At 37.0% G+C, this 21,106-nt stretch carries 23 protein-coding genes; 11 read left to right on the top strand and 12 right to left on the bottom strand.

Annotation, left to right across the window (positions count from 1 at the left end; genetic code table 11):
* Window positions 1-86 precede the first annotated feature (86 nt).
* From ccmA to ccmI, 9 genes are all read left to right on the top strand, one after another.
* Window positions 87-734: a cytochrome c biogenesis heme-transporting ATPase CcmA gene (gene ccmA / locus NSCAC_RS05935; RefSeq protein WP_197743916.1), complete on the top strand. Its 648-nt coding sequence runs from the start codon at window positions 87-89 to the stop codon at window positions 732-734.
* A gap of 18 nt (window positions 735-752) precedes the next feature.
* On the top strand, window positions 753-1,436 hold the full coding sequence (gene ccmB, locus NSCAC_RS05940; RefSeq protein ID WP_197743917.1) for a heme exporter protein CcmB: 684 nt from the start codon (window positions 753-755) through the stop codon (window positions 1,434-1,436).
* A gap of 7 nt (window positions 1,437-1,443) precedes the next feature.
* On the top strand, window positions 1,444-2,193 hold the full coding sequence (locus NSCAC_RS05945; RefSeq protein ID WP_197743918.1) for a heme ABC transporter permease: 750 nt from the start codon (window positions 1,444-1,446) through the stop codon (window positions 2,191-2,193).
* A 61-nt stretch (window positions 2,194-2,254) separates the two neighbouring features.
* Window positions 2,255-2,416 (top strand): heme exporter protein CcmD, encoded by a 162-nt coding sequence (gene ccmD / locus NSCAC_RS05950; RefSeq protein ID WP_197743919.1) that lies wholly within the window; start codon window positions 2,255-2,257, stop codon window positions 2,414-2,416.
* Window positions 2,413-2,856: a cytochrome c maturation protein CcmE gene (ccmE, locus tag NSCAC_RS05955; RefSeq protein WP_197743920.1), complete on the top strand. Its 444-nt coding sequence runs from the start codon at window positions 2,413-2,415 to the stop codon at window positions 2,854-2,856. Before ccmD ends, ccmE begins: the two co-directional genes overlap by 4 nt.
* Window positions 2,853-4,835, top strand: coding sequence for a heme lyase CcmF/NrfE family subunit (locus NSCAC_RS05960; protein ID WP_197743921.1), 1,983 nt, complete (start codon window positions 2,853-2,855; stop codon window positions 4,833-4,835). The genes ccmE and NSCAC_RS05960 overlap by 4 nt, the downstream gene beginning before the upstream one ends.
* On the top strand, window positions 4,835-5,371 hold the full coding sequence (locus NSCAC_RS05965) for a DsbE family thiol:disulfide interchange protein (protein ID WP_197743922.1): 537 nt from the start codon (window positions 4,835-4,837) through the stop codon (window positions 5,369-5,371). Before NSCAC_RS05960 ends, NSCAC_RS05965 begins: the two co-directional genes overlap by 1 nt.
* 2 nt (window positions 5,372-5,373) lie before the next feature.
* On the top strand, window positions 5,374-5,838 hold the full coding sequence (locus NSCAC_RS05970) for a cytochrome c-type biogenesis protein (RefSeq protein ID WP_197743923.1): 465 nt from the start codon (window positions 5,374-5,376) through the stop codon (window positions 5,836-5,838).
* Window positions 5,839-5,841: 3 nt separating this feature from the next.
* Window positions 5,842-7,104 (top strand): c-type cytochrome biogenesis protein CcmI, encoded by a 1,263-nt coding sequence (gene ccmI / locus NSCAC_RS05975; protein WP_197743924.1) that lies wholly within the window; start codon window positions 5,842-5,844, stop codon window positions 7,102-7,104.
* 87 nt (window positions 7,105-7,191) lie between these two features.
* On the opposite strand, the gene NSCAC_RS05980 is transcribed toward ccmI, so the two are convergent.
* The 8 genes from NSCAC_RS05980 to NSCAC_RS06015 all read right to left on the bottom strand — a co-directional run bounded on the left by NSCAC_RS05980 (window position 7,192) and on the right by NSCAC_RS06015 (window position 15,446).
* Window positions 7,192-8,130 carry a LysM peptidoglycan-binding domain-containing protein gene (locus NSCAC_RS05980; protein WP_197743925.1) on the bottom strand — a complete coding sequence of 313 codons (939 nt, stop codon included), beginning with the start codon at window positions 8,128-8,130 and terminating at the stop codon, window positions 7,192-7,194.
* A 49-nt stretch (window positions 8,131-8,179) separates the two neighbouring features.
* Window positions 8,180-8,824, bottom strand: coding sequence for a 2-polyprenyl-3-methyl-6-methoxy-1,4-benzoquinone monooxygenase (gene coq7 / locus NSCAC_RS05985; RefSeq protein ID WP_197743926.1), 645 nt, complete (start codon window positions 8,822-8,824; stop codon window positions 8,180-8,182).
* 92 nt (window positions 8,825-8,916) lie between these two features.
* Window positions 8,917-10,203, bottom strand: coding sequence for a (Fe-S)-binding protein (locus NSCAC_RS05990; RefSeq protein ID WP_197743927.1), 1,287 nt, complete (start codon window positions 10,201-10,203; stop codon window positions 8,917-8,919).
* Window positions 10,204-10,259: 56 nt separating this feature from the next.
* Complete coding sequence (locus NSCAC_RS05995) at window positions 10,260-11,306, bottom strand: cytochrome-c peroxidase (RefSeq protein ID WP_197743928.1); 1,047 nt, start codon at window positions 11,304-11,306, stop codon at window positions 10,260-10,262.
* 110 nt (window positions 11,307-11,416) lie between these two features.
* Window positions 11,417-13,225 carry a ribosomal protection-like ABC-F family protein gene (gene abc-f, locus NSCAC_RS06000; protein WP_197743929.1) on the bottom strand — a complete coding sequence of 603 codons (1,809 nt, stop codon included), beginning with the start codon at window positions 13,223-13,225 and terminating at the stop codon, window positions 11,417-11,419.
* Between the two features lie 6 nt (window positions 13,226-13,231).
* Window positions 13,232-13,984, bottom strand: a complete 753-nt coding sequence (locus NSCAC_RS06005) for a class I SAM-dependent methyltransferase (RefSeq protein WP_197743930.1) — start codon at window positions 13,982-13,984, stop codon at window positions 13,232-13,234.
* Between the two features lie 53 nt (window positions 13,985-14,037).
* Entirely contained in the window at window positions 14,038-14,895 is an 858-nt protein-coding gene (ypfJ, locus tag NSCAC_RS06010; protein WP_197743931.1) for a KPN_02809 family neutral zinc metallopeptidase, read from the bottom strand.
* A 32-nt stretch (window positions 14,896-14,927) separates the two neighbouring features.
* On the bottom strand, window positions 14,928-15,446 hold the full coding sequence (locus NSCAC_RS06015; RefSeq protein ID WP_197743932.1) for a DUF2141 domain-containing protein: 519 nt from the start codon (window positions 15,444-15,446) through the stop codon (window positions 14,928-14,930).
* A gap of 150 nt (window positions 15,447-15,596) precedes the next feature.
* On the opposite strand from NSCAC_RS06015, the gene NSCAC_RS06020 reads away from it, so the two are divergent.
* Window positions 15,597-16,676, top strand: a complete 1,080-nt coding sequence (locus NSCAC_RS06020) for a glycosyltransferase family protein (RefSeq protein ID WP_197743933.1) — start codon at window positions 15,597-15,599, stop codon at window positions 16,674-16,676.
* On the opposite strand, the gene NSCAC_RS06025 is transcribed toward NSCAC_RS06020, so the two are convergent.
* The 4 genes from NSCAC_RS06025 to NSCAC_RS06040 all read right to left on the bottom strand — a co-directional run bounded on the left by NSCAC_RS06025 (window position 16,673) and on the right by NSCAC_RS06040 (window position 20,067).
* Window positions 16,673-17,662 (bottom strand): lysylphosphatidylglycerol synthase domain-containing protein, encoded by a 990-nt coding sequence (locus NSCAC_RS06025; protein ID WP_197743934.1) that lies wholly within the window; start codon window positions 17,660-17,662, stop codon window positions 16,673-16,675. The two genes, NSCAC_RS06020 and NSCAC_RS06025, sit on opposite strands and share 4 nt — an antisense overlap.
* Before the next feature lie 12 nt (window positions 17,663-17,674).
* Complete coding sequence (locus NSCAC_RS06030) at window positions 17,675-19,006, bottom strand: lysophospholipid acyltransferase family protein (protein ID WP_197743935.1); 1,332 nt, start codon at window positions 19,004-19,006, stop codon at window positions 17,675-17,677.
* Between the two features lie 120 nt (window positions 19,007-19,126).
* Entirely contained in the window at window positions 19,127-19,390 is a 264-nt protein-coding gene (locus tag NSCAC_RS06035) for a barstar family protein (protein WP_197743936.1), read from the bottom strand.
* Window positions 19,391-19,404: 14 nt separating this feature from the next.
* Window positions 19,405-20,067 (bottom strand): ribonuclease domain-containing protein, encoded by a 663-nt coding sequence (locus tag NSCAC_RS06040; RefSeq protein ID WP_197743937.1) that lies wholly within the window; start codon window positions 20,065-20,067, stop codon window positions 19,405-19,407.
* 194 nt (window positions 20,068-20,261) lie between these two features.
* On the opposite strand from NSCAC_RS06040, the gene NSCAC_RS06045 reads away from it, so the two are divergent.
* Window positions 20,262-21,047, top strand: coding sequence for an enoyl-ACP reductase FabI (locus tag NSCAC_RS06045; RefSeq protein ID WP_197743938.1), 786 nt, complete (start codon window positions 20,262-20,264; stop codon window positions 21,045-21,047).
* The last annotated feature ends 59 nt before the right edge of the window (window positions 21,048-21,106 follow it).

Consider the following 21,106-nt stretch of genomic DNA (forward strand, 5'->3'; position numbering starts at 1 on the left):
TAATAAAAAGTACATCAGCTAAATTTAAAAAATGCTAGAATAACCCATTTATTAGGTTAAATTGTAAAAATGGCAAGCCATGCTTTATGGACAATGAAGTGCAAGAGCGAGATCAAATTCAATTAAAAGTGGAAGGGCTTTCTTGCCATAGAGGGGATCGCTTGCTATTTAAAAACATTTCTCTTACTCTCAATTCTGGAGATATTTTTGAAGTTACTGGGCAAAATGGAGCTGGAAAAACAACCCTACTCCGCTTGCTTTGTGGTCTACTTATCCCAGAAAAAGGGAATATACTTTGGTGTAACCAACCTATTAATAAAGTAAAACCAACCTATCATAGTACTTTAACTTATGTGGGACATACTGATGCTATTAAAGCTGAGCTCACTGTTTTAGAAAACTTAACCATTGCTAAAGCCCTTAATGGAGGAGGAATAGAGATTAAAGAAGCCTTAGATCAAGTTGGCTTACTTAAATTGCGATCTCTACCAGGTCGATTTCTTTCCGCAGGGCAACGACGGCGTCTAGCTTTAGCTAGGCTGTTAGTTAATCGTGCAAAATTGTGGCTTTTAGATGAACCCTTTACTGCACTAGATAAAGAAGCGGTTAAAACAATAGCCTCTCTATTAGAAACCCATGGAAAAAACGGCGGAATGGTGATTTTTACAAGCCATCATAGTGTTAATGTTGCTGGAGCTCGGGCATTGAATATTTCCTCAGCAATTTCATCATAATAATTTTTATAAACTTTCATGAATGAGTCCACTTTATTTGAAGCTTGCTGGTGGCTTGTAAAGCGCGATTTGCTTTTAGTGTTTAGGCATCGCAGCGATGCTGCAAACCCATTACTTTTTTTCCTGATGATAGCCAGTGTTTTTCCTCTAGGAATTGGTCCAGAGGCAGCAGTATTAAAGCAAATTGCACCAGGGATTATTTGGGTTTCAGCTCTATTGGCAACCTTACTTTCCTTAGAATCTATATTTAGATCTGATTTTAATGATGGCAGCTTGGAACAACTTATTTTAAGCCCACATCCTTTATCATTTCTAATTCTTGCAAAAATATTCGCACATTGGTTAGTGACGGGACTACCCTTAATTTTACTTGCCCCCTTACTTGGGTTATTGTTTGGTATTTCAGGTTGGCCTCTTGTCATACTTTTAATTACTCTTTTAATTAGTACACCAGCACTTAGTTTAGTAGGTGCAGTAGGTGTTGCTTTAACTGTAGGATTAAGACAAGGTGGCTTATTGCTTACTTTATTGTTACTTCCTCTGTATGTTCCTATTTTAATTTTTAGTGCAGGGGCAGTAGAAACCGCAGCTAGAGGATTACCTACTGATGGTCAAATTTACCTTCTAAGTGCTCTATTAGTGCTTGCTATCAGTCTAGCACCAATGGCAACCTCATCAGCCTTATGTATTCGAATAGGTTAATTTAAAAATGCACTACCTACCTTTTCATCGCTACTATCGTCACTTGGCATCGCCAAAATATTTCTATATATGGGCTAATCGTCTAATCCCATGGTTAAAACGTATTGGATTATTACTTACAACTGTTGGTCTTGTGTGGGGATTAGCAATTGCACCTACCGATTACCAGCAAGGAGATAGCTATCGAATAATTTTTATTCATGTACCTAGTGCTTGGATGTCGCTGTTTATCTATATGATCATCGCCTCTTGCGGAGCTATTGCATTAATTTGGCGAGTAAAGATTGCTGAAATTATAGCCAGTGTCAGTGCTCCTATGGGTGCTTCATTTACATTTTTAGCATTAGTAACAGGATCTTTATGGGGAAAACCCATGTGGGGTGCTTGGTGGGTTTGGGACGCACGCCTTACCTCAGAGCTAGTACTTTTATTTCTTTATTTAGGATATATGGCATTAGAGTCAGCGATAGAGGATCCTCGGCAAGCAGCAAGAGCAGCAGGCATTTTAGCCTTAGTAGGCATAGTGGATTTACCCATTATTCATTATTCAGTAGAGTGGTGGAATACTCTTCACCAGGGTCCTACTGTAACTAAATTTGGAGCCCCCTCTATTTATTGGGGAATGTTAATCCCCCTACTAATTATGGCGATTGCTTTTATGGTTTATTATGCTGCCTTTGCATTATTTCGGACTCAGTCTGAAATTCTAGAGCGAGAGCGTAAGAGTGAGTGGGTCAAGAGAATAATTTCTTCATAGATTTTTTCTATCTTAAGTACTTTCTAAATAATTAGCACGAAATAGTTTTTAATATAGATTTATGAATGCATTACAAGAGTTTATCCACATGGGTGGATATGCCTTTTATGTATGGACAGCCTATGGAATTGCTGCCCTCATACTTATAGGCAATATTATACATGCTCAAATTCGGCATCGTCAGGTAATTCGCCAAATACGGCAGGAGGAGGAACAATCATGACTGTGCGCCAAAGACGGTTTGCTATGATCGCACTAGTAGTTGTTGGGGTAGCTATAGCTACTGGACTTAGTTTAAAAGCCTTTAATAAAAATATTCTTTTTTTCTATAGCCCAAGTCAAGTCGCTGCCGGAGAAGTCCCTATGGACACTATGATTCGAGTAGGAGGTTTAGTGGTCAACGGCAGTGTGAAAAGAGAAAGTGGTAAGTTAGATATGAAATTTGAGATCACTGATAACGATAAGTCAATGACTATAGTCTATAGCGGTATCCTTCCTGATTTATTTCGTGAAGGTCAAGGAATCGTAGCTTTAGGAAAGCTAGGTCCAAACAAGATACTTGAGGCAACGGAAGTGCTAGCAAAGCATGATGAAAAATATATGCCTCCTGAAGTAGCTAATTCCTTGGTTAAAACTAAAAATAAGACGGAGAACAAACTATGATTCCAGAGCTTGGTCATTTTGCTTTAATTCTAGCACTTACTTTGGCGCTTGCCCAATCTTCACTGCCTTTAATTGGTGCCCAACGTGGTATTGTAGGTTGGATGAATGTGGCACGCACTGCAGCCTATGGTCAGTGTTTATTTGTAGTCATTGCATTTATTAGTCTTGCGATTAGTTTTATGACCAATGATTTTTCAGTTGCTTATGTAGCAAGTAATTCTAACTCTGCTCTGCCACTTCATTATCGCTTTGCAGCCATTTGGGGATCCCATGAAGGTTCTATACTGCTTTGGAGTCTTATTTTAAGTTTTTGGACAGCAGCAGTTGCCTTATTTAGTCGTAGTATTCCTTTGGTCTATATTGCAAGAGTACTGGCAGTAATGGGGATGATAAATGTAGGATTCTTAGCATTTATTATTTTTACTTCAAATCCATTTTCACGCTTATTCCCTGCTCCCTTAGATGGGCAAGATCTAAATCCACTATTACAAGACCCAGGGCTAGTTATGCACCCTCCTATGCTTTACATGGGTTATGTAGGTTTTTCGGTGGTATTTAGTTTTGCAATTGCAGCTCTCATTGGTAAAAGATTAGATGCTGCTTGGGCACGTTGGTCTCGCCCTTGGACTGTAGTTGCATGGCTATTTTTATCTATCGGAATTACTATAGGAAGCTGGTGGTCCTACTATGAGCTTGGTTGGGGTGGCTGGTGGTTTTGGGATCCGGTAGAAAACGCTTCTTTTATGCCTTGGTTAGTAGGTACAGCATTGATTCACTCTTTGGCTGTTACTGAAAAAAGAGATGCCTTTAAGCGTTGGACTGTATTATTAGCTATTTTTGCTTTTTCCTTAAGCTTACTAGGAACTTTCTTAGTTCGATCAGGGGTACTTACCTCTGTACATGCCTTTGCAACTGATCCTGCCCGTGGAATATTTATTTTAGTTCTATTAGGAATTGCAGTAGGTGGATCTCTTCTACTTTATGCAGTACGTGCCCCTAAGATCTTAGATACAGGGCGATTTAATTTGATTTCAAGAGAAGGATTTCTATTAGCTAATAATGTAGTTTTAATAGTTGCTGCTGGCAGTATTTTTTTAGGCACCCTCTATCCATTGCTACTTGAAGGCTTAAATCTAGGTAAAATTTCAGTAGGCCCGCCTTATTTTAATACTATTTTTATTCCACTAATGATTATTCTCGCTTTTTTTCTGGGCATTGGTACTTTTGCTCGTTGGAAACAGCAAGAAATGGTGGAAATCTTAAAAAAGAGAAGTCTATTATTTATTGTGAGTATTGGGATTGGTGCTTTAGTCCCCTACCTTGCCCACGAAATAAATACACTAACCGGAATAGCCGGAATTACTGTGGCTATTTGGGTAATACTAACAACCTTTCTTGGCATTTGGAATCGGATTCAAAATAGAGAAAAAATCTCTTCAGGAATTTTTGCAATCCCACGAAGTTTTGCAGGAATGTCTTTAGCTCACTTAGGGTTTGCTATGTCTATCATTGGAGTAACCGTTACTTCTATTTATGGATTAGAGCGAGATGTGAGTGTGAATAAAGGGGAATCAGCAACGCTGGGTGCTTATGAATTTCGCCTTGACTCGATTCATAGAGTGAGAGGTCCTAACTATAATGCAATTGAAGGTGATGTTTCTATTCTAAAAAATGGCGAATTAGTAACTACTCTTAAACCGCAAAAACGAACTTATCTAGTACAAACTTCTCCTATGACTGAAGCTGGTATTTACGGTGGGTTATTTAAGGATTTATTTGTTGCTTTAGGGGAAGACCTTGGAGAAGGAAAATGGAGCTTAAGAGTCCAATATAAGCCTTTTGTCCGCTGGATTTGGTTTGGTGGTTTATTTATGGCTATAGGTGGTGTAATTGCAATTAGCGATAGAAGATATCGGATAGGTGTGCAAAAGCACGCTAAATTAAAAGTTCAACAACCGATAGAGGCAGCAAAAGCTTAATGTTACGTTATACTACGCCTTTAGTGATTTTTGTTATCTTAGTTGTATTTTTTGCTTTCGGGTTACAGAGAGATCCCCGTAAGATTCCCTCTCCTCTCATTGGAAAGGATGCTCCCGAGTTTACAGTACCTAGACTCCACGCTTCTAATGAGAATATATCTCGAAGTACTCTTTTAGGTAAAATAAGTATTGTTAATGTGTGGGCAAGCTGGTGTGTTGCTTGTCGAGCAGAGCATGAAGTTTTGCTTCGACTAGCAAAAGAAAGACCCCAACTACCCATTATTGGCTTAAACTACAAAGATAAACGAGATGCAGCATTAAATTGGCTCGCTGATTTAGGTAATCCCTACACTATGATTGCGGTAGATATTGATGGACGAGTAGGTATGGATTGGGGTGTTTATGGTGTACCTGAATCTTTTATTGTCGATTCAGGGGGGGTCATTCGGTATAAACAAATTGGTCCTTTAACTTGGCCTGTTCTTGAGAAGAAAATACTTCCTTTAATTGAATCGTTAAATACAAATAAGGGATAGCGATGATACGAATACTATTCTTTATATTTACCCTAGTAGGGATAAATCATCTAATCTTTGCTGCAACTGATTTAGGTGCTTATGATTTTAAAAGCCCAGAGCAAGAACTTAGATTTAGGGAATTAACCAGTGAGTTAAGGTGTCTTGTGTGCCAAAATCAGTCTCTTGCAGATTCCCATGCTGATTTAGCAGGAGATATGCGAAGAGAAGTCTATCAACAAATGGTGAAAGGATTAAGCGACCAAGAAATTGTGGATTTTTTAGTCGATCGCTATGGTGATTTTGTACTCTTTCGCCCTCCTGTTCAATGGAACACATATTTGCTTTGGTTTGGACCAGGACTACTTTTTTTATTTGGATTTGGAGTATTTATTGTTACGATGCGAAAACGTAACCAAATGTTAACGCCAACCCTGTCTGATTCAGAGCATCAGCGGATGGCTAAAATTTTAGAGGATGAGGATTAATTAATGACCCCTTTTTCAACATTCTGGATTATTGCAGGGGTAATGTCTTTATTGGCATTAGGATTTTTACTTACTCCTCTATTGCGACGCAGTACGTTAAAGGAAGATGATGAAACAACTGCAGAGATCGCTATTTACAAGAAGCGGTTGCAAGAATTAAAAGCTGACTTAAAAAGCGGTACCATAACAGAAAGTCAATTTTCTCAAGCTCGCCATGAGCTAGAAGAAGCGATGGCATCAGATTTGGCTGCTACTCATCCTCAAACTCATTTAGAGGTGAAGCGTCATTGGTTAGTAGCATTGATGCTTGTGTTTATGCTCCCTTCCCTAGCTTCTTTAATATATTGGAAGTTAGGATCTGGTGACGAAGTTGGTGAACAACTTGTAATAGAAGAGAACTCTAAGCAGGAAATGAATTCCATGCACCACGCTATTGGCAGTCTTCAAGATAGACTAGCTGAAAATCCTGATGATATCCAAGGATGGCGAATGCTAGGGCGCAGTTATCTCTCAACCAATGAATTTTCAAATGCTGCAGAAGCACTAAGTCATGCCTATATTTTAGATGATCAAAACCCAGATGTTCTTTTAGATCTAGCAGAAGCGCTAGCGGGAAATCAAGGTAGAAGCCTCCAAGGAGCTCCGCAGAAATTAATTCAGCGGGCTTTAATAGTAGCACCTGATTATCCGAAAGCACTTTGGTTTGCTTCAATCAGTGCACTTCAAACTAACCGTAAAGAAGAAGCGAAGGGTTATTTACAACAATTAGCTTCTCAATTAACCCCGGGGAGTGAAGAAGAAAAAATGGTGCGCGCTCACTTAGTACAGCTTACCAATTCTGAAATAGGAGATATGGAAAATAGTAACCTAATGAGTAGTGAAGGGAATTCAGAAAGCACAACCGCAAGTACTGAGCCACCAAGAATCGAAGTTCAGGTCTCTTTGGATTCCGAAATTGGTAAAAAAGTAGATAATTCTGCTACTGTATTTATTTTTGCAAAAGCAGCAAAAGGACCTCCAATACCCCTAGCTGCTGTACGTAAGCAAGTTAAAGATCTACCTTTAACCGTAGTTCTAGATGATTCTAAATCTATGGCACCTAACTTTAAAATGTCGAATTTTAATGAATTTAAAGTTGGGGCAAGAATTTCTTTCTCAGGAAATCCAGTTTCTCAAAGTGGAGATTTTGAAGGGTATGCAGAAGGAACGCTTCCAGCTACTCCAGCCGATCCAGTAGCTATAGTAATTAATCAGCAGGTTCCTTAACTTATTAATTTATTACATAAGAGAAATAAGGGTAGATTTATCCTAATCTACCCTTATTTTTTTACTTCTTTATTTAGGTTTAAAAAATTAGTTTTCAGGAATAACTAATTTCATTCCAGCAAATATAGCATTAGGGCTTTTTAACTTATCTCGGTTAGCCTCATAGATGATCTTCCATTTCGTACCATCGCCATAAACTTGTCGAGCAATAGAAGATAAGCTATCCCCGGGCATTACAGTAACTATATCTGTGGAAGAGCTATTCTGATAATTAGATGTCGATTGGTTACTCACTTTATTAGAGGCTGATTTTGAGGTAGATGTGATTCCCATTTCTGGTACAGAAATAGGTGGTATAGGTTTAGATTCAGCTTCTTTTTTAGTAAGCAAATTTTGTGCGGATTCTTTTGCTTTTTCTCCTTGTTCTTTCAAATAAGAAAGGCTATTTTGAGCAGATTCTTTAGTTTTAGAAGCTATACTTTTAGCATCTGATACTGCGTTCAGTCCCTGCTCTTTTACTTTATCTTGCAATGAGGCAGTACTACTAATACCACTATCTATATTAGATTCGTTTAATTCTTTATCTAAATCTACTAGAGTATCAGTGCTATCTTCACTATTTAGGTTAGGATTATCTAATTGATCCATAATACTCTTAAAATCATCCTCATCAGAAGTAGATGATTGAGCACTAATAGCAGGGGAATAAAAATCATCATTAGAGAGATTATTTTCTACTTCATTAGTATCATTTTGAACTTGTCTATTAATAGCTACTTCTTCATCATCACTCCACGAGGTATCTTCTTCTCCGGAAGAGGCAATTAAGGATTCGTTATTTCCAATATTTCCTTTATTTAAATACCACCACCCTGCACCACCTAAAGCTACAATAACAAGTAGAGTAAGCAAGGCCATAGACATAAAACGACTCTTATTCTTTACTTGCCTATAGCTTGGACGGTTAGGAATGGGGCGTTTACTATACTCAGGTCTTTCTTGTGGGTTATTCTCATTAGGACTCATAGTTTACTCCTATAGTTTATTAGATGGCTGTTTAACAAATATTAAAATACTATACCCAATAAGCGGTTTGCGTCATGATTTTTGAGGTGATTTGCATTATTTTTTTTATAAAAGCAGGAAGTTCTACACCACCTGATTCTATTGCTGTAATAGCATGCTCAAACTCATCCTCTTTCATTTGCTCTACAATTGCTCGGGTACGCATATCGTGGACAGGAAGTTTTTTTAAATGCTCCTCTAGGTGCTTTACTACTTGATATTCTGTCTCAGTAACAAAACCTAAGCTCCATTTATCTCCAGCAATCCCTGCTAGTGCACCGATCATAAATGATCCGCTATACCAAAAAATATCTAAATAGCTAGTATGGGTACCCAGCTCCTGTACCCGATATCTACACCACACCAAGTGATCATTTTCCTCTTGAGCAGAATGATCCATGACCTCTTTTACTTCTTCAAGATAAGCAGTGAGTGCTTGTCCCCGATATAGAGCTTGTGCCGCAATTTCTCCTGCATGATTTACTCTCATTAATTTCCCAGAGATATTTTTTTCTGCTTCACTTAATACTCCCTCCTCTATATTCATAGCTGGACTAGGGCGATCTGTAGGTTTAAGTGGACCAAAAATTGTTTTCAGTGCATTATCAAAACTAATAATAAATTGGTCAATTTGTGAGAACTTTATCTCTTCCATTGAATTACCTTATAAATTTGCCTTGTTGAAGATGGTCTGTATTTGATATATAAAAACTCGAGGGAATTATTTGTTTGTATAAGATATAGATTCTACTGCAAACTAATTTGGCGAGCTAATAATTGTGCAGGATGAATAATTTCTATAGGTAGATTAGCAGCCTTTATGCCTGCAGATAAGTATAAAGAGCAGCCTATATTTGCTGTTACTAATATATCAGGACTCATTTTTTTTAATGAATCGATTTTATCTTGACGAAGAGTGTGGGCAATTTTAGGCTGAGTAATCATATAGCTTCCCGCAGCACCACAGCATCGGTGATTATTGGGCAATGAAAAAATTTCAGCACTAGGAATATGTTTTAATAAATTATGGATTACCCCTTGTTGGTTAAGAGTATTGCGTAAACTACAAGGCTCATGAATTGCAATACGTTTTGCAAGTGGTTTAATTTTTACTCTAGTAGCCCAATGTATTTCAGATAAAAACTGGTTAATATCTTGGATATTAGTAGAGAATTTATGAATATTAGTTTGAGTCCCTTTTTGTGCTTTTCCAGCCCATTGAGGATATTCTATCAGACTTGTAGTACAACCACTTGCAGTACAGATAATCTTCTCAGTAGCAAAATCTTTAAAAGCCTCTGTATTTTGTAGTGCTAAAGATAAGGCTTGTTCTGTGTTTCCATCATGTTTTGCTAAAGCACCACAGCATACCTGTTTTTTGGGCACATAAACACTATATCCTAATTGATTCAAAAGCTGCACACTATCTAATAGTAAAGATTGCTCTATAATGTCTGCGATACAGCCTTTAAATAAAGCAACTTTTCCTTGTTCTACCTCTCGGGTTGGGTAAAATTCTTGCCAAGGATGCAAGGCAGAGAGTTTAGGCATAAGTGTTATCAACGGTTTTAGCCCTGAAAACTGCAGTAATTTATCTGCTTTTATAATTTGGGAAATTCTTGCTAATCTCCCAAGACTACGTAACACTATTGGGTAGGAAATAACCCATTTATGAATAAAATATTTACTTATTTTCTTCTTTACTGATTGATACGTATAAAGCTTACTACGCACTGAATCAATAAGCTTCCCATAAGGTACAAGAGAAGGACATACAGATTCACAAGCTCTACATGTTAAACAACGATCTAAGTGTCCTAGCAATTTTGGGGTAGGAGATATTTTCCCTTGAGTAACTGCCCGCATTAAAGCAATTCTCCCTCGAGGAGATTCATTTTCATCACCAGTTAATTGGTAGGTAGGGCAATGGGGCAAGCATAATCCACACATAACACAGAGATCTGCATCATAATCTGGAAAGTCTAGCGAATTTTTTTGGTTTCGCTTAGAGTTTTTATAAAAAAATAGGGACATAACCACCTTTGGTTAAAGGTGGCAATCCATTGCCACCTAGCCTTCTACATACTTTATTAGTTAGTAATAGGTAGAGGTGTTCCCTTAGTTTGAGGAGGTAGAGTTGGGTATTCTACTTTTGGCTGATCTCCGGTGAGCGTTTTTAAGAAGGCAACAATAGATGTGTTTTCTTTATCAGTTAGATGAATCCCAAGTTGAGTAGTTGCCATAATATCAACTGCCTCTTTTAAATCCCATACTTGTCCTGAATGAAAGTAAGGAGGAGTAAGGGCAATATTTCTTAAAGGAGATACTCTAAAAGCATACTCATCTTCTGATTTTTTAGTCACATTAAAGCGCCCTTTGTCTTTTTCAGGAAGAATTTTATTACTTGGTTTTTCTGCCACTCCAAAAATACGATAGCTATCTCCACCTAAATTTGCTCCGTTATGGCAACTTGAGCAACCTTTATCCATAAAAAGTTTTAAGCCTGATTTCTCATTATCGGTTAAAGCACTATTATCTCCTTTAAGATATTGATCAAAAGGAGCATTTGGAGTTAATAAAGTTGCTTCAAATGCTTCTATCGCTTTTGCCATATTATCAAAATTGACAGGGTTATTTTCTCCAGGGAAAGCTATTTTAAAGCTCTCTACATAGGCTGGCATGCTTCTTAGGGTACGCTCTACTCGTGCTGGTGTATTATTCATTTCTACCCCTGCTTGTACAGGTCCTTGTGCTTGGGCAGCTAAATCTTTTGCTCGCCCATCCCAAAACTGAGTAGCATTTAATACTGAGTTAAGCACTGTTGGTGCATTACGAGGTCCTTTTGCCCATCCATGACCAATAGAGGTTTGTTCTAAATCTACGCCACCAAGGCCTATACTATGGCAAGTATTACAGCTAATAAGCCAACTCTTAGAAAGCCTTGGGTCAAAATATAACCATTTCCCTAGCTCAATTTTCTCTGGAGTAATCGTTTTTCCATTACGTAATGCTGGAGGACTATTAGGAATTGGTTTAAATTGGGACTGAGCTTGTTCCATTAATGTATCTTCAGCAAAAGAAGTACTACTATAAACAGCACTCATAGCAAGTGCTAGGTAAAGTACCCGTTTTTTCATTCATTTTCCTCCTAAAAAAGCAGTTGTTATATCAATCTACATCTATTCTCATTATCATTGAACTTATTATTATAACTTAGCTTAGAGTAGTACGTTATGCTACCTAGTATTTAACTATCTTTATTACATGCTTCTAGAGTTTCCCATCTTTGATAAAGTTGATCTGTTTGAGCTTGTGCTTGTTGGATCTGTGCGTGCAAGCCTGCTAAATACTCTGAGTCATTGTTAATTTCTGATCCGTAGAGCTGTTGCTGTAGATCAGTAATTATTTGCTCTGCTTTAGTGATTTTTTGCTCTATCCGGTTCAACTCCTTTCTCTCTTCATAGCTTAGGCCTTGTGCTATCTTTTTTTCTTGAGATTTGGATGATTTACTAATTAGATTATTCTTCTTAACAAGTTGATTATTATTTAGTGTGAACCATTGATGATAGTCTGCAAAAAACTCTGCTTTTCCATTGCCATCTAAATAAAGTATTTGATTGCTGAGTTGATCTAAGAAATAACGATCATGGGTAATTAAAACGATAGCTCCTGAAAATTCTTTTAAACTTTCTTCTAATACTTCAAGAGTGGGAATATCTAGATCATTAGTAGGTTCATCAAGTAGTAAAATATCCGCAGGCTTTAACATTAAGTTTGCAATTAAAATTCGTGCCTGTTCCCCACCAGATAGCTGAGAAATGGGAAGGTTTAACTTTTCTTCGGAAAATAAAAAGCGTTTTGCCCAAGCTGTGACATGGATTGAATTACCTTGAAATAAGACATTATCCCCTAAGGGGCATAAAGCTTGTTTTAATGTATCGGTAGGGTTTAGTTGTTCTCTTCGCTGATCGAAAGTAACTATTTTTAACCCCTCAGCGTGAATTACTTGACCAGATTCAGGACTAAGTTCTCCCCTTAAAATTTGAATCAGCGTTGTTTTTCCACTGCCATTACGCCCTAGGATGCCTAAACATTGCCCTGGAGAGAGTTGTAGGCTTATATTTTTAAAAAGAACTTTTTCTCCTCGGCTTACACTAACACTCTGTGCTTCTAATAATTTTTTAGTTTTTCTCTCAGTAGTACTGAAATCAATGGCAGCAGTTTTACTCTGTCGATTTTGGGTTTGAACATCTTTTAATTCATTTTTAAGTTGCTCTGCACCATCAAGGCGAAATTTAGCTTTTGAAGTTCTGGCTTTTGCTCCTCTTTGTAACCAAGCTAGTTCTCTTTGTACCTTATTGGACAGTATCTCCTCTTTTTGTAGCTGCTGATGAATAATTGCCTCTCTTTGTTCAAGAAAAGTACTGTAGCTACCCTCTGCTTTTAAATATCCTTCAGGGTATTGCTGATTCAAATCAATAATTCTATTGGTTACATTTTCTAAAAAATAGCGATCATGACTAATCAAAATAAAGGCAAAAGATGCTGTTTGTAGCACTTGCTCTAACCATAATACACCTTCTAAGTCTAGATGGTTAGTGGGTTCATCCATGAGTAATAAATCCGGTTTTTGCAGTAATCCTCTGCTAATTGCTAATTTTTTACGCCAACCACCCGATAATTCTGCTACTCTTTGATTTAAATAAATAAATCCAGCTTGTTGGGTAATATGGATAATACGCTGAGTATAATCACTCTTTTCTGCCTCTTTAGGTAGAGAGGTAAGCAAAACTTCTTCAATAGTTTGGTTAGAATCGAGCTGATCGGTTTGAGGAAGATAGGTAGTAAAGAGGCTATTTTTTTGAATAATCTTCCCAGAATCTGAGCTATCTACCCCTGCAAGAATTTTTAATAAAGTGGATTTGCCAGCACCATTGGGCCCTATTAATCCTAAACGCTCATTAGGGAAAAAATTTAGGGAAATATTAGAAAATAAAGCACGGGATCCATAAGATTTGCTTATAGAGTAAGTGCTAATCAGTGGTGTTAGTGACATTTACATCTAAATTTTTCTAGCTTCAAATCGTAGACGCACATAATCAGCTACCCATTGATTATTTTTATACAATAAAGGATAGAGTCTACTTTGTATTGTATTAATACAAGCTATTTGATCAGATTTTGGAAGAGCAGAAATAAAACATTGAGCAAAGACTTTAATCCACTGTTGGATACCTGTTGTGAGCACCGTAGGGCGTTCAAATTGGATGATTCTTGTTATTTCAAATCCGACCGATTCGAGTACATTTTGATATTCCTCTACACTAGGAAAATACCAAGGGTTAAGAGAGTGAGCGTTAACGCTATACTCCTCTAGCACTTCGTATAGTGCCATAACTATGGTTTGAATATTTCCTTTTCCACCAAACTCCCCAACAAACCTCCCATTAGGAACAAGTGCATTCCACACCCCTTTTGCTACGGAATCACTCTCCCTCATCCAATGTAATGCTGCATTACTAAAGACAGCATCAAATTCCTCATTAAATTGTAAATCCGCTCCATTCATTAGTCTTGCATTAATACCTCGAGAGCAAGCTGCACGGACAAATTCTAGGCTATTATCTATTCCAACAGCAGTACAGTCCAAAGAGATTATTTTTTCTGTTAAGATACCATCGCCACAACCTAAATCAAGAATATGTTCTTTTGGTTTTGGATTTAACCATTCTATAAGAGAGGCACCAAAGGTAGGCACGAAGCAGGCGTGTTCTTTATAGCTTTGAGGGTCCCAATGTTGGTTATTTCTAGACATACTTCTCCAAGGACAGAAAATTATTATAATCAATAACTAGAACAGGAAAGCAGTCATTTAAGTTGTGCAAATGTATTGCCTTGATTAATATCTCCCGTTTGGTACCCTTTAGTAAACCAATATTTCCTTTGCTCTGAGGTGCCATGGGTAAATGAATCAGGATTTACTTGCCCTCGTACTCTTCTTTGAATCGCATCATCACCTACCGCTTGGGCAGCACTTAAAGCTTCATCAATATCTCCTGCATCAAGGTATTTTTGCTCATAATGGGCAAATATGCCTGCGTAAAAATCAGCTTGTAATTCTAAAGCTACCGAGAGTTTATTTTTACCTATTTGGGAGGTTCCTTGCTGTGCTTTTCTGACTTGGCTACTAGTGCCTAAAATATTTTGCACGTGATGACCTACCTCATGAGCAATAATATAGGCAATGGAAAAATCCCCACCTATGGCACCAAATCGATGTTTTAGCTCATTATAAAAATCTAAATCTAAATATACTTTTTCATCTACTGGGCAATAAAAAGGACCTACTGCTGAACTAGCCCCCCCACAACCTGTAGATACCTGTCCAGTAAATAATACTAATTTAGGATACCTATAAGGAGTTTTAGTGTTTTTTAGTAGTTCAGTCCACACATCTTCTGTATCGGCAAAAACAGTAGCTACAAGCTTCCCTATTTTCTTTTCATCAGGAGTAAGCTGACGATTAGCGTGGGTCGTAATAAACTCGTTTGCTAGTTTACCTCCAACTTGGGAAGCTAGATTAGCAGTTTGAGGACTACCCCCAAGGAAAGTAACTAATAAATAGATAACCAACCCAACAATACCACCTCCAGTGACTAACCCACCGGTCGGATTTACCCTTTGATCCTCTACATTATCGCTTTGTCTTCTTCCTTCCCAATCCATAAATTAAATGTATTTAAAGTAAATTACACAACTTAGCGTAGCCGTATATTAAATTCTTTGATCATATGATCTTCTACATCAAATTTAGTTTGATCCCAATGGGGTGGACCAAAAAATGCTTGTACATTATGGGAAAAGCAGTATCTTTCTCTATTAATCCCCAAAATTCCCATATAAAAATCGCCACTCATGTCCCGATCATGAAAACAGGCTAAAGCGTAGGAACCCGGGGGTATATTATGAATGGTCCACTCTACTTCATCTGTGTCTTCAGCGCTAAGAATAGCGGCATAAACAGGTTTTTTAAGCCAATTTTCTGGATCATTATAAATAGCTATCCGAATATGCCCAGTTTTTGGATCAATTCTATTAATTTTTATTTCAAATGTTGCACCTTCACCTTCTTTTAGCTGTGATAGCTCAGGTGTATTCGCTTTAGAAGCGTCACAGCATTTTTCATGCTGAGTTGCCCATACTACTTTTATTGTAAAAAGGCTAAGAATAAAAAAAATACACAGAATGAACTGTAACCTAGTACGCAAAATATTCATCTTTAGAGTGGAATTAACCTAGTAAAATTATCAAAAATAACACATTATAACTGTATTTTTTAGTGATCTTTATCAAAAGTATAGTATGTTTGATTAGTTTTACTAAAAAAATATAAATATACTTATTAATATAACCTGAATTCATAATATATGAGCCACAAAGTATTATTTGCTGTTCATGATTGGGGGCTTGGGCATGCCACCCGTGATTTAGTCGTAATTCGTGCTCTTTTAGACGCAGGTCATGAGGTAGGTATCGTATCTTATGGACGTGCTATGATGCTTTTACGATCTATGCTAGCTAACCGCTGTACATTCTATGAGCTTAAAGATATTCCTAAACCTCTAGGTCGATACGCAGCTACATTCTATATTAGGATGAGCTTGGCTATGCCTGAAGTATTTTGGATATATCGAAAAGAGCGGTTGTTTGCCCAACACTTATGTAAAACACAAGGCTACGATCGAATTATTTCTGATAGTCGGTTTGGTATGGCACTTACTGAAGTGCCTAGTTATTATTTGTTTCACTCTTTACGCCAAATTATTCCAGGTCGTCCCCATTGGTTAGAGTATTTTGTTGAACGAAATCAACAGCACTTGTTACGCCGAGCCCAGGGGGTTTTGATACCCGATGAAGAACAAGATGGGGGACTTGCTGGAGATCTATGCCATAATATGTCGTGTAACTGGGGGGATCAAGTGAAATTTATTGGTCCTCTTGCAGATATGGAAGCATTTAATGTAGAGAAAGATATTCGCTGTTTCATTAGTGTTTCTGGGGCTGAACCTCAACGCACTATTTTGGAAGAAATTATTCTGAAACAGGTAAAAGATTTGGAAGGTAGAATTATTGTTGCACTAGGTCGTCCTGAAAACCCAGATATTGTGTTTGACAATGGTCGAATTACTATTTATGGCTTTTTAGATCGACAACAACAAATTGAAATGATAAATCGAGCTAATACTGTTGTGACCCGATCTGGTTACACAACTTTGATGGAACTTTCTCAAATTGGCTGTAAAGCATTACTCATTCCTACTGTAGGTCAAAGTGAGCAAGAATATTTAGCTGACTATCATCGACAAAGAGGTTATGTACATAGCGTACTACAACATCAAGTAAACCTATTGCAAGATATTGCCATTACAGAGTCATTACCAGGACTACCTAAGATGTCTGCAACTAGAGATTCAGTACAACGATTACTATCTATTGTGGTGGGTTAATTATCTTTCATGATTTTTCTACCCAGTTCTCCCCATAGGTAGAAAATCACTGAAAAACAAACAGTCCAAACACTTATAGTCCAAAGTAGCCGAAACCAAAGCAATATGGCAAGCCCATCCTGCAGATCTATCCCCCAGGCTTGAGCAGCAGTTGCACCAGAGAGTTCCAAAATACCAAACTGGCTAAGTAAGCTACCAAATGACATCGCTATTAATAGCCCAAAAGAATAAATGATAATCGCTTGATTAAAACAAAAAGAGGTAGCATTCATGTCTACCCCTATTTGGTAAAATGCAAACATAAGTACCAGCATATAAACTATTGTTATAAATAGATTACTTAAAAGTACTGAAGGTTGGCTAATTAAACGCAAACGAGATAAAAAATAATAAATTTCTAAAGCAATTGTACCGATCCAACCGTCTCTAGTAATATATTTTTTAACTATATTGACTAAAAAATTAGTGTCCTTAGTTAAAAATAGTACAATGCTACAGAGGAGAATTCCTCCTAAGGAAGCGATTTGTACCTGTGGCCAATTTGGAATTGGAATAATACCTAAAAGTAAAATAAGCATGACAATTTCCAAAGCAAGCATTACTGTAGTACTTGCCGCTGAATCAGAAAAGCTAATCCCCTGAGTTTTTTGCAGAATATAATTCTCCGAGTAAACACCTAGGGGTAGCGTAAGGGAAATTTCACCAATAGCAAAAGCAAACCCACAAGGTCGCCAACATACTTTCAGTCCAGAAATAGCTATTAAATGACCAAACTGCCAGCCTTTCAATATTAAATAAAGTAATGCACATAAAAATACTATAAATATTGTGCTAATCTGCAATAATTGCCAACGCTCAAGCACTCTAAATATATCAGATAGTCCAAATACAGTGATAAGCAGAGCTAAAGAAATAAGCACTAATAAAATACGTCGAGGCACCATTAAAGCCTTTGACCAGCTTAACAATAAGTATTTATATTTCACTACTGGGTTATCCTAGGAAGGTAATACGGCTTTATGGAGAGCAGGTAATAACCCAAGATCATAAGCGCGAGGTATTCCCACCGTCTCTAGTAATTCAGTACGTAGATATTCAAGTAGCGTTGATGCTCCATTAGGAAGCCATGGTGGGGGCATATCTGGATCAATGATATGTAATAAATCTCCTTCCATAGCAAAAAATTTTTGCTGCTTACCCCAAGTTAAAATATCCAGAATGCGTAATTTACAGCTTTCTTTATTTTCCAAACAGGGATCAATAGGAATTTTCGCTTGTTGGCAGCGTTGGGCAGCAGCATATACATGCTCAAACATCTCTACTTCAGACCAATAATTTTTTGAATTAAAGTAGTTAAGATGCAGAAAGCCGAAAGCTAATTGACTGCCAGTTACCCGGCAACCAGCCCATACAGATCGTGTTACTTGATCATCGATAATATGTTTAGGTAGCTTTTCTAGCTCTGAGAGCTCAGGCTGAATATCAATAAATATTCTTTGTTTTTGGATAGTAAGACTATCGTATGTAATTGAGATAGGAAGCACATGAACAGGATTACTAGAACGGGTAATGAGGTCGTATAGAGCTGATCTAGGTCGTTGCAAGGAGCCGTCTAAAGAAAGCTGTCCTTCTGGTTCTAATAAAATGACCTGATCATGATTTAGCATCTGTACAAAAAAATCTATTTGCTGATCAATTAAACTATTAAGAAAAGGTTTAAGGCGAGTAAATACTTTTATTTGGAAATGCCGATACCCATAACGATCTTGCCACAAGATATATTCATGTTTTTTTAATAATTCTTTTACTGTAGTTGTATTTGGATTAAACCCTAGTTTAGCTGCATAATAGGTTAGAGATTTTGGGCGCAATACTTCAACGATAGGCATATCGCCTAGATAATCAATAACCTCATGTAATACACTTGCTAATCCACGTCCATGGGTACGTTGTAATGGGTAAGTCCCTACAAGAAAAGGGCGTAAATAAATAAAACCTAAGAAATATCGTACAAATCCAGGCCAGCAATGCAAATAGTTAGCTAAAAATCGTTTTTCAAAAAGATCTTCCCGTGCTGCAAAAGAAGGTAAGGGAGCAACAATTCCTCCGTTTTTACGGAGTAATAATTTTGAAGCTACAAGAGGACCATCATTATCCCTACGATGATTACTGACTGCAAGGGTACCAGAAGTTTGGCTATAGTGTTCAAGACCGGTGATAAAACAAGGATATAATCGGCAAACAATTAAATCAGTCATTGTCCACATAAACCGTGCCCAAAGAGATGGTTTTTGGTTTCTGGCAGGAAATTGATGAGCAGAGAAGCTCATTAGTATAATCCCCTCTCCATTTTTAGTATAAATTTTTTTATAAGCAATACTAGATTAATAAAAATTGGATTGGGTTAAAAATAATTGAAGGGAGTAATTTTACCCTAAAAATAAATCTTTTTAATAATAATGAAAAGAAATTTCAGGTACTTCAGTAGAAAGTGCTTTCATGGTTTCAATAAGCGATTGAAAAGTATCGATCTGCTCTGTGCTCATATTGTTAAATTTAATATCTAATGGTAATGATGCCTCCCCACTAAAAAAATCATAGAGTGCATCTAAATTATTACCAAAGTAGTTAGGTATTGCTATTTTTATTTTTAATTGAGTATAAAAATCATTAAAGGTTTTTATTTCTGAAAAATCTATGGAGATATTATTCATTAATTTGTGATTAATTACTGAGGCTGAAACGTTTCATAATGATCTTGGGTAATAAAAATTAGACCATCAGAACTATAAATAAGACGATCTGCTCCTCTGCGACCACATTGATAGTTTAAATCGGCTTCAAAGTAAGCTCTCCCCCTACTCATAGGAAGTCGCTTTTCCCTATTTCCAAAACGATCTCCTCCAATGGCATGATTAGGAAGAATATCACAGAGATTTCCTTTGCTTGGGATCCAACCCAAATGCCTTGCTTGGTTTTTTGTAAGGTAATAATCGGGTAATCTTCTATATTCTTTCAAATAAGCAACTACTGCAGCTGGTTGAGTGAGTTGTGTTATTTCTTGATATTGTAAATTATGGTTAAGTTTTTGATTATTTTGCCCCGTTATGTTTTGTACTACTTGAGTTAAATTCTCACTCTTTTCTTTTATATTTTCAAAAAAATCTGGATAATCTCTCTTGATCGTTTCTTGTATAGATTGAGTTAGCTGCCCAATTTTTTCCTGTCCCTCTATTATAAGGGCTTTCAAGTTTTGAGAAACTTGATCAGATTCTTCTGTAGTGTCTTGATTAGAATAGTGATGCCTTTTTCCAATAGCTGTTGAGTGAAAGCAACCTAAGCTAAGACTTATAATAATAATTAGTAAAAAATTATCTGTTCTGGCTTGCATACTATTTATTTTTATTAACTTTTTTTAAAGTTCTGGAAGATAGGACAGCATAAATAACGGATTATAGCAGAATACTCATATAAGATATAAAAGGAGCCGTTTTTCATTTTTTTAGACTAAGAGCACGATGTCATCATGCATAGTGCATAAACAGTATTCATATCATATAAACTACTAAAATTAAGGAGAAGAAGATGGGGTTTCTAGCTAATAAGAAAGCTCTGATTATCGGAATTGCAAGCGCTAGATCAATTGCTTGGGGTGTTGCTCAAGCAATGCACCGAGAGGGGGCAGAGCTAGCGCTAACCTATCAAAATGAAAAACTTCAAAGTCGGGTAGAAAAACTTGCCTCAGAATGTAATGCTAAAATTACTCTACCTTGCGATGTAAGTAATGATGAGCAAATTAATGAGGTTTTTGCTCGACTAAAGCATCATTGGTCTCATATAGATATAATTATTCATTCTGTTGCTTTTGCTCCACGAGATCATTTGCAAGGAGATTATGTAGATAGCATAACTCGAGAGGGTTTTCGCATCGCACATGATATTAGCTCTTATAGCTTTTGTGCCCTTGCAAAAGCTGGAAGAGAAATGATGAGAGGGCAAAACGGAGCGTTACTTACCTTAAGTTATTTAGGAGCCGAACGCACTATTCCCAACTACAATGTAATGGGGGTTGCTAAAGCTAGTCTTGAAGCAAATGTACGCTATATGGCGGCTTCCCTAGGATCAGAAGGAATTCGAGTGAATGCTGTTTCAGCAGGACCAATTAAAACCCTGGCAGCTTCAGGAATAGATGATTTTAATCGATTCCTATCCTACTCTGAAAAAAATACACCCCTTAAACGTAACGTAACGATTGAAGAGGTAGGAAACACTACTGCTTTTCTTTGTTCTGATTTAGCCTCTGGGATCACTGGAGAAGTGGTTTATGTAGATGGAGGTTATCATATTGTAGGTATGGCTAATGATTTTTAGCCCCTATATTTTGGTGATCTAAGTTTAAAAAATCTCTAGAGCGTTTTTATAATTATAAA

Origin of the sequence: Candidatus Nitrosacidococcus tergens (assembly GCF_902810445.1) — a bacterium.
GTDB classification, from domain to species: domain Bacteria; phylum Pseudomonadota; class Gammaproteobacteria; order Nitrosococcales; family Nitrosococcaceae; genus Nitrosacidococcus; species Nitrosacidococcus tergens.

Bases quoted from the DNA above. Each gene is read 5' to 3' on its own strand.
- coq7 (WP_197743926.1), bottom strand. From the start codon at position 8,824: ATGGAAGAGATAAAGTTCTCACAAATTGACCAATTTATTATTAGTTTT.
- NSCAC_RS06020 (WP_197743933.1), top strand. From the start codon at position 15,597: ATGAGCCACAAAGTATTATTTGCTGTTCATGATTGGGGGCTTGGGCAT.
- NSCAC_RS05990 (WP_197743927.1), bottom strand. From the start codon at position 10,203: ATGTCCCTATTTTTTTATAAAAACTCTAAGCGAAACCAAAAAAATTCG.
- NSCAC_RS05995 (WP_197743928.1), bottom strand. From the start codon at position 11,306: ATGAAAAAACGGGTACTTTACCTAGCACTTGCTATGAGTGCTGTTTAT.
- NSCAC_RS06030 (WP_197743935.1), bottom strand. From the start codon at position 19,006: ATGAGCTTCTCTGCTCATCAATTTCCTGCCAGAAACCAAAAACCATCT.
- NSCAC_RS06045 (WP_197743938.1), top strand. From the start codon at position 20,262: ATGGGGTTTCTAGCTAATAAGAAAGCTCTGATTATCGGAATTGCAAGC.
- ccmE (WP_197743920.1), top strand. From the start codon at position 2,413: ATGACTGTGCGCCAAAGACGGTTTGCTATGATCGCACTAGTAGTTGTT.
- NSCAC_RS05965 (WP_197743922.1), top strand. From the start codon at position 4,835: ATGTTACGTTATACTACGCCTTTAGTGATTTTTGTTATCTTAGTTGTA.
- NSCAC_RS05945 (WP_197743918.1), top strand. From the start codon at position 1,444: ATGCACTACCTACCTTTTCATCGCTACTATCGTCACTTGGCATCGCCA.
- abc-f (WP_197743929.1), bottom strand. From the start codon at position 13,225: ATGTCACTAACACCACTGATTAGCACTTACTCTATAAGCAAATCTTAT.
- NSCAC_RS05960 (WP_197743921.1), top strand. From the start codon at position 2,853: ATGATTCCAGAGCTTGGTCATTTTGCTTTAATTCTAGCACTTACTTTG.
- ccmD (WP_197743919.1), top strand. From the start codon at position 2,255: ATGAATGCATTACAAGAGTTTATCCACATGGGTGGATATGCCTTTTAT.
- NSCAC_RS06015 (WP_197743932.1), bottom strand. From the start codon at position 15,446: ATGAATATTTTGCGTACTAGGTTACAGTTCATTCTGTGTATTTTTTTT.
- ccmI (WP_197743924.1), top strand. From the start codon at position 5,842: ATGACCCCTTTTTCAACATTCTGGATTATTGCAGGGGTAATGTCTTTA.
- NSCAC_RS06040 (WP_197743937.1), bottom strand. From the start codon at position 20,067: ATGCAAGCCAGAACAGATAATTTTTTACTAATTATTATTATAAGTCTT.
- NSCAC_RS05970 (WP_197743923.1), top strand. From the start codon at position 5,374: ATGATACGAATACTATTCTTTATATTTACCCTAGTAGGGATAAATCAT.
- ccmA (WP_197743916.1), top strand. From the start codon at position 87: ATGGACAATGAAGTGCAAGAGCGAGATCAAATTCAATTAAAAGTGGAA.
- NSCAC_RS06005 (WP_197743930.1), bottom strand. From the start codon at position 13,984: ATGTCTAGAAATAACCAACATTGGGACCCTCAAAGCTATAAAGAACAC.
- NSCAC_RS06035 (WP_197743936.1), bottom strand. From the start codon at position 19,390: ATGAATAATATCTCCATAGATTTTTCAGAAATAAAAACCTTTAATGAT.
- ypfJ (WP_197743931.1), bottom strand. From the start codon at position 14,895: ATGGATTGGGAAGGAAGAAGACAAAGCGATAATGTAGAGGATCAAAGG.
- ccmB (WP_197743917.1), top strand. From the start codon at position 753: ATGAATGAGTCCACTTTATTTGAAGCTTGCTGGTGGCTTGTAAAGCGC.
- NSCAC_RS05980 (WP_197743925.1), bottom strand. From the start codon at position 8,130: ATGAGTCCTAATGAGAATAACCCACAAGAAAGACCTGAGTATAGTAAA.